The organism is Pseudomonas sp. UBA6276 (genome assembly GCF_002438365.1).
GTDB lineage: Bacteria > Pseudomonadota > Gammaproteobacteria > Pseudomonadales > Pseudomonadaceae > Aquipseudomonas > Aquipseudomonas coleopterorum.
Genome location: NZ_DJUS01000024.1, coordinates 1 through 5605 on the forward strand (window position 1 = coordinate 1; position 5605 = coordinate 5605).

Genomic DNA, 5605 nt, shown 5'->3' on the forward strand with positions numbered 1-5605 from the left:
AAACGCTGTTCAACTGGCTGGCAGCGCACATCGAAGGTGCCAAGGTGCTGGATGCCTTCACCGGCAGTGGTGCCCTGTACCTCGAAGCGCTGTCCCGTGGCGCCAGCATGGCATTGGCGCTGGATGCCAATGCCACCGCCATTTCCAGCCTTCGGCACAATCTGGACCTGCTTGGTTGCGCCACGGGCCAGTTGCTGCAAAGCGATGCGTTGAAGTACCTGGAAACCCAGACTCCGAGCGCATTCGATCTGGTGTTCCTCGACCCACCCTTCCACCAGAACCTGCTGCCGGCGACCTGCACGCTGCTGGAAGAAAAAGGCTGGCTGGCAGAGCGCGCCTGGATCTACACCGAGAGCGAGACACCGCCCTCAGCGTTGCAGATGCCGGCTACCTGGCGCTTGCACCGCGAGAAGAAAGCCGGGCAGGTCTACTACTCTCTGTGGCAGCGTGGCTGACACCGGCTTGTCAGGGCATTCATGTTGAACGCAGCACATCCTCGCTTTCGCCCAGCCCTCGGGCTGGCCAACCCACACCTGCAGACGCTGTGGGGCCCCTTGTGGCGCAAGCAACCGGCGTTGCCGCGCGAGCGGGAGCGTCTGTGGCTGGCGGACGGTGATTTCGTCGACCTCGACTGGCACGGCCCCCACACACCCCATGCCCCGTTGGTGGTGGTACTGCACGGTCTGACCGGATCATCCAACTCGCCCTACGTCGCCGGCCTGCAAAGGCAATTGGGCAAGTACGGGTGTGCAAGCGTGGCGGTCAACTGGCGCGGCTGCTCCGGCGAGCCCAACCTGCTCGCGCAAAGCTACCATTCGGGCGCCAGCGAAGACCTTCAGCACGTACTTGATCACCTGGGCGCACAGAGGCCCCAGGCGCCGCTGTTCGCCGTAGGCTACTCACTGGGCGGCAACATTCTGCTCAAGCACCTGGGCGAAAGCGGGCCGAACAGCCCATTGCAGGCCGCCGTGGCGGTTTCTGTGCCGTTTCGCCTGGACCAGTGCGCCGACCGCATGACCCAAGGCTTTTCCCGGGTGTACCAGGCCCATTTCATGCGCGCCATGCTCGCCTACCTGACCGACAAGCGCAGTCGCTTCCAGCAGGAAGGACATCACGATGGGCTGGCGGCGCTGGAGGCTCTTGGGTCACTGCAGGGCATCAAGACCTTCTGGGACTTCGATGGCCAGGTCACGGCGCCGCTGCACGGTTTCAAGGACGCGCATGACTACTATCGACGCTCTTCGAGTCGGTACTACCTGGGTGGCATTGCAAAACCCACGTTGATCATCCAGGCGCAGGACGATCCATTCGTGTTCCCCCACAGCCTGCCGACCGCCGAAGAGATGTCGCCCTGCATAGAATTCGAACTGCATGCACGGGGCGGACATGTCGGTTTCGTCGAGGGCAGCCTGCGCCAACCCGGCTATTACCTGGAGCGGCGCATACCGCAATGGCTGAATCAGTGGATCGAGTTCATGAGCCCTTCTGCACAGGTCGCTGCGGATCGGTGATCCAGTCGCTCCAGGAGCCTGCATACAGTGTCGCCAACGGGTAACCGGCCAGGGCCATGGCGAACAGGTTGTGGCAGGCGGTGACGCCGGAACCGCAATAAGCCACCGCCTGTTCCGCGGTCCGGCCCTGCAATTGGGCGGCGAAGCGCTCACGCAATTGCGCTGCCGGCAGGAAGCGGCCATCGGGCCCCAGGTTTTCGGTGAAGGCCGCACACTGCGCACCGGGGATATGCCCGGCGACAGGATCGATGGGCTCCACCTCGCCCAGAAATCTGGGCAACGCGCGTGCATCCAGCAAGGTCAACTGTGGATCTTCCAGGCGTGCCTGCAGATCGGTCGCATCGACCACCCGCGCGCCATCCGGTGTGCCGACAAAATCGCCGGGCTCGGTGGGCGCAGCATCCAGGCTCAAGGGCAGACCGGCGGCGTGCCAGGCGGCCAGCCCACCATCGAGCAGAAAGACGCCATCGCGCTTGCCCAGCCAGGCCAGCAGCCACCACGCCCGCGCCGCATAGGCGCCGGGCCCGTCGTCATAGACGACGACTTTGCTGTCTGCATCGATGCCCCAGCGCTGCAACCGTTCCTGCAAGTGTGCAGGTTCGGGCAACGGATGACGCCCGGTCACGCCCTTGATCACCGGCGCACTGAGGTCGCGGCCCAGGTCGGCGAAATGGGCACCGGCGATATGGCCTTCGGCATAGCTGCGCTGGCCATAGTCGGCGTCTTCGAGGCTGTAGCGGCAGTCCAGCAGGACCCATTCGGGGGAGTCGAGGTGTTCGGCGAGTGCTTGCGGGCTGATCAGTTGCGCGAGGGGCATGAAGGACTCCAGCGGTGAATGAATGATGGACTTGCCCTTCGCTGGAACAGCTCAGACAGCATCCATCGCGGCATGATTCACTGTAGCAGCAGGCACGTCGGCGCACGCGGCACACCTGGCCTGCCCGTCATCCTACCGCGGACGCGCGCGTACCGCGACAGCGTGCCACAGGCGATCACCCTTGCATTGCGCCCACGATGCAGGCTTGGCCGACCTCTCCGGCTGCGATACCATCGCACTCCCCAACCGATTCCCGCCAGGACGCCGTGATGAACCGAGTGTTGTACCCAGGTACCTTCGACCCGATCACCAAGGGTCACGGTGATCTGGTCGAACGCGCTTCGCGCCTGTTCGATCACGTGATCATCGCGGTCGCCGCGAGCCCCAAGAAGAATCCGTTGTTCGCCCTCGAACAACGCGTGGAGTTGGCGCGCGAAGTGACACGGCACTTGCCGAACGTCGAAGTCGTCGGTTTCTCGACCCTGCTCGCGCACTTCGCCAAGGAGCAGAACGCCAACGTGCTGCTGCGTGGCCTGCGAGCGGTGTCCGATTTCGAATACGAGTTCCAGCTGGCCAACATGAACCGGCAATTGGCGCCGGACGTGGAAAGCCTGTTCCTCACGCCTTCGGAACGCTATTCCTTCATTTCTTCGACGCTTGTGCGGGAAATCGCCGCGCTGGGCGGAGACATCACCAAGTTCGTTCACCCGGCCGTGGCCGAGGCCTTGACCCAGCGCTTCAGCAAGAAGTAGGCATCCGGTGTTGCGCCCGCGTGCACTGCGGGCGCTAATGCGGCACAATTGCGGCCATTGGTTTTCACATGCCTGGGCCGTAGTCTCGGGCCGGAGTTTTCATGTCCCTGATCATCACCGACGATTGCATCAATTGCGACGTCTGCGAACCCGAGTGCCCGAACGCTGCCATTTCCCAGGGGGAGGAGATCTACGTGATCGATCCCAACCTGTGTACCCAGTGCGTAGGCCACTACGACGAGCCACAGTGTCAGCAGGTCTGCCCGGTGGATTGCATTCCACTGGACGAAGCGCACCCTGAATCCCAGGAACAGCTGATGGCCAAGTACCGCCAGATCACTGGCAAGCACTGAGTTCCCATGCCAATGCCTGGCTTAATTGCCGGCGTTGTTATAGCCGCTCTGCGTGCAGCCCAGACAACGCACGAACGCTGCCTTGCCTGGATCCACCACCAGGGCCTTGCCGCTGGCCCCGACGTTGCCACCGGCTGCGGTGAACGGTAAAGAGATCACGAAAAGACCTGCGCCCACGATGGTGGCGGCGACCAGCAACGGCCGTGCGATCAGCAGGTCGCCGATCATGGCGTAGGCCGGAGGATTCTGGATCTGGTAGGTCGGGTCACCGCTGCTTGCGCTCATGCTCGAGTCGGCAGCGATGGCCGGCACGGCGTGCAGGCCGAAACTGACGATCAGCGCCAGCGACAGGGTTCGAAACAGGTTCATGGCACAATCCTTCTGCTCACGTGGGCGACTGCGATTTGCGATGCGGTAACTATATCAGTTGCTCGGGATTGTGCAGGACAGGGGCGAGCCGCTTCTTGAAGAGCCGAAGGCTTGGCTATCCCTGCCCCTCTCAACACCGTCCGTGCAGCACCGTCATTTCTGGCAACGCGGGCAATACACGCTGGCACGTTGGCCCAGCTTGACCTCGCGCAGGGTGGTACCGCAGATCTTGCACAGCTGCCCACCGCGACCATAGACGAACAACTCCTGCTGGAAGTAGCCCGGCTGGCCATCCCCGCCGATGAAATCACGCAACGTGGTGCCGCCGCGCTCGATCGCATAGGTCAGGATGCGTTTGATCTCGACCGCCAGGCGCAGGTAGCGGGCACGGGATATGCCCCCTGCCGCGCGGCGCGGATCGATACCGGCGGCGAACAGCGCTTCGGTCGCGTAGATATTGCCCACACCCACGACCACGGCGTTGTCCATGATGAACGGCTTGACCGCCATGCTGCGCCCACGCGACAGCTGGAACAGCCTTTCGCCGTCGAACAGCTCGGTCAACGGCTCGGGGCCCAGGCGCAGGAGCAGTTCGTGGTTGAGCGGATCCTGGCTCCAGAGCATGGCGCCGAAGCGCCGAGGATCGGTATAGCGCAAGGCCATGCCCGACTCCAGCTCGATATCGACGTGCTCGTGCTTGAGCGCCGGCAAGCCGGCTTCGACCAGGCGCAGATTGCCCGACATCCCCAAATGGCTGATCAAGGTACCCACTTCGGCGTTGATCAGCAGGTACTTGGCCCGCCGCTCGACCGCCACGATCCGTTGCCCGGACAGGCGCGCATCCAGGTCTTCGGGAATCGGCCAGCGCAAGCGTCGATCGCGCACGATGACGCGGCTCACACGCTGCCCTTCCAGGTGCGGGGCGATGCCGCGACGGGTGGTTTCTACTTCGGGTAATTCAGGCATGGGGCTCCTGACTGGAAACGCGGATCGATAGGCAAGCATGCCCCAGGCTCGACGCCTCGGACAGCGCGGATTCTAACCGCTGCGGCCCCTAGCGCCCACCGTGCGCGGCGGGTCATTTGTCGAATCCTCCATTCGAGGCCGGGACCAAAGGGGTATACTCCCGCTCTTTTTTACCCGGAGCGACTTCATGTCCCTGCCCAGCCTTCGCCTCAAAGCCAACGCCGACCGCCGCCTGCGCGCCGGCCACCTGTGGGTCTACAGCAACGAGATCGACGTGGCCGCGACCCCGCTGAACGGTTTCCAGGCGGGCGACCAGGCCATTCTCGAAGCGGCCGGCGGCAAGCCTCTGGGCATCGTCGCACTGAGCCCGAACAACCTGATCTGCGCCCGCCTGCTGTCGCGCGACGTCAAGCTGAGCCTGGACAAGTCGTTGCTGGTGCATCGCCTAAACGTCTGCCTGTCGTTGCGCGAGCGGCTGTTCGACAAGCCGTTCTATCGCCTGGTGTACGGTGATTCCGACCTGCTGCCGGGCCTGGTCGTGGATCGCTTCGGCGACATTCTGGTGGTGCAGCTCGCTTCGGCCACCATGGAACGCTACAAGGCCGATGTCATGGCCGCGCTGATCCAGGTGATCAAGCCCAGCGGTATTCTGTTCAAGAACGATTCCGCCGCCCGCGATGCCGAAGGCCTGGAGCGCTACGTGGAAAGCGCGTTCGGCGTGGTCCCGGAGTGGGTCGCTTTGGAAGAGAACGGCGTGAAGTTCGAAGCCCCCGTGATGGAAGGCCAGAAGACCGGCTGGTTCTACGACCACCGCATGAACCGCGCGCGCCTGGCGCC

Annotated in this window: 7 protein-coding genes and 1 pseudogene; 5 read left to right on the forward strand and 3 right to left on the reverse strand. The window is 63.7% G+C overall.

Annotated features, from left to right (window positions below; all coding sequences use genetic code 11):
• A partial coding sequence (rsmD, locus tag B2V21_RS03330; RefSeq protein WP_286916027.1) for a 16S rRNA (guanine(966)-N(2))-methyltransferase RsmD occupies nucleotides 1–455 on the forward strand: 455 nt, incomplete at its 5' end.
• 21 nt (nucleotides 456–476) lie between these two features.
• Nucleotides 477–1511, forward strand: coding sequence for a hydrolase (locus tag B2V21_RS03335; RefSeq protein ID WP_286916028.1), 1035 nt, complete (start codon nucleotides 477–479; stop codon nucleotides 1509–1511).
• Here B2V21_RS03335 and B2V21_RS03340 read toward each other — a convergent pair.
• Nucleotides 1474–2328 (reverse strand): sulfurtransferase, encoded by an 855-nt coding sequence (locus B2V21_RS03340; RefSeq protein ID WP_134722855.1) that lies wholly within the window; start codon nucleotides 2326–2328, stop codon nucleotides 1474–1476. The two genes, B2V21_RS03335 and B2V21_RS03340, sit on opposite strands and share 38 nt — an antisense overlap.
• Nucleotides 2329–2597: 269 nt before the next feature.
• Between B2V21_RS03340 and coaD the strand changes: the two genes are divergently transcribed.
• Together coaD and B2V21_RS03350 are read left to right on the forward strand one after the other, a co-directional pair.
• Complete coding sequence (gene coaD / locus B2V21_RS03345) at nucleotides 2598–3080, forward strand: pantetheine-phosphate adenylyltransferase (RefSeq protein WP_049861679.1); 483 nt, start codon at nucleotides 2598–2600, stop codon at nucleotides 3078–3080.
• A gap of 101 nt (nucleotides 3081–3181) precedes the next feature.
• Complete coding sequence (locus tag B2V21_RS03350; RefSeq protein ID WP_049861678.1) at nucleotides 3182–3433, forward strand: YfhL family 4Fe-4S dicluster ferredoxin; 252 nt, start codon at nucleotides 3182–3184, stop codon at nucleotides 3431–3433.
• Nucleotides 3434–3454: 21 nt separating this feature from the next.
• On the opposite strand, the gene B2V21_RS03355 is transcribed toward B2V21_RS03350, so the two are convergent.
• Both B2V21_RS03355 and mutM read right to left on the reverse strand, forming a co-directional pair.
• Entirely contained in the window at nucleotides 3455–3802 is a 348-nt protein-coding gene (locus B2V21_RS03355) for a hypothetical protein (RefSeq protein ID WP_049861677.1), read from the reverse strand.
• 153 nt (nucleotides 3803–3955) lie between these two features.
• Nucleotides 3956–4768 carry a bifunctional DNA-formamidopyrimidine glycosylase/DNA-(apurinic or apyrimidinic site) lyase gene (gene mutM / locus B2V21_RS03360; protein WP_282349731.1) on the reverse strand — a complete coding sequence of 271 codons (813 nt, stop codon included), beginning with the start codon at nucleotides 4766–4768 and terminating at the stop codon, nucleotides 3956–3958.
• 187 nt (nucleotides 4769–4955) lie between these two features.
• Here mutM and B2V21_RS03365 point away from each other — a divergent pair.
• Nucleotides 4956–5605, forward strand: a pseudogene (locus B2V21_RS03365) (class I SAM-dependent rRNA methyltransferase); the annotation flags it as partial.

What these genes read in the sequence shown, in the direction of transcription:
- B2V21_RS03335 (WP_286916028.1), top strand. Translation starts at nt 477, where the DNA reads ATGTTGAACGCAGCACATCCTCGCTTTCGCCCAGCCCTCGGGCTGGCC.
- B2V21_RS03340 (WP_134722855.1), bottom strand. Translation starts at nt 2,328, where the DNA reads ATGCCCCTCGCGCAACTGATCAGCCCGCAAGCACTCGCCGAACACCTC.
- coaD (WP_049861679.1), top strand. Translation starts at nt 2,598, where the DNA reads ATGAACCGAGTGTTGTACCCAGGTACCTTCGACCCGATCACCAAGGGT.
- B2V21_RS03350 (WP_049861678.1), top strand. Translation starts at nt 3,182, where the DNA reads ATGTCCCTGATCATCACCGACGATTGCATCAATTGCGACGTCTGCGAA.
- B2V21_RS03355 (WP_049861677.1), bottom strand. Translation starts at nt 3,802, where the DNA reads ATGAACCTGTTTCGAACCCTGTCGCTGGCGCTGATCGTCAGTTTCGGC.
- mutM (WP_282349731.1), bottom strand. Translation starts at nt 4,768, where the DNA reads ATGCCTGAATTACCCGAAGTAGAAACCACCCGTCGCGGCATCGCCCCG.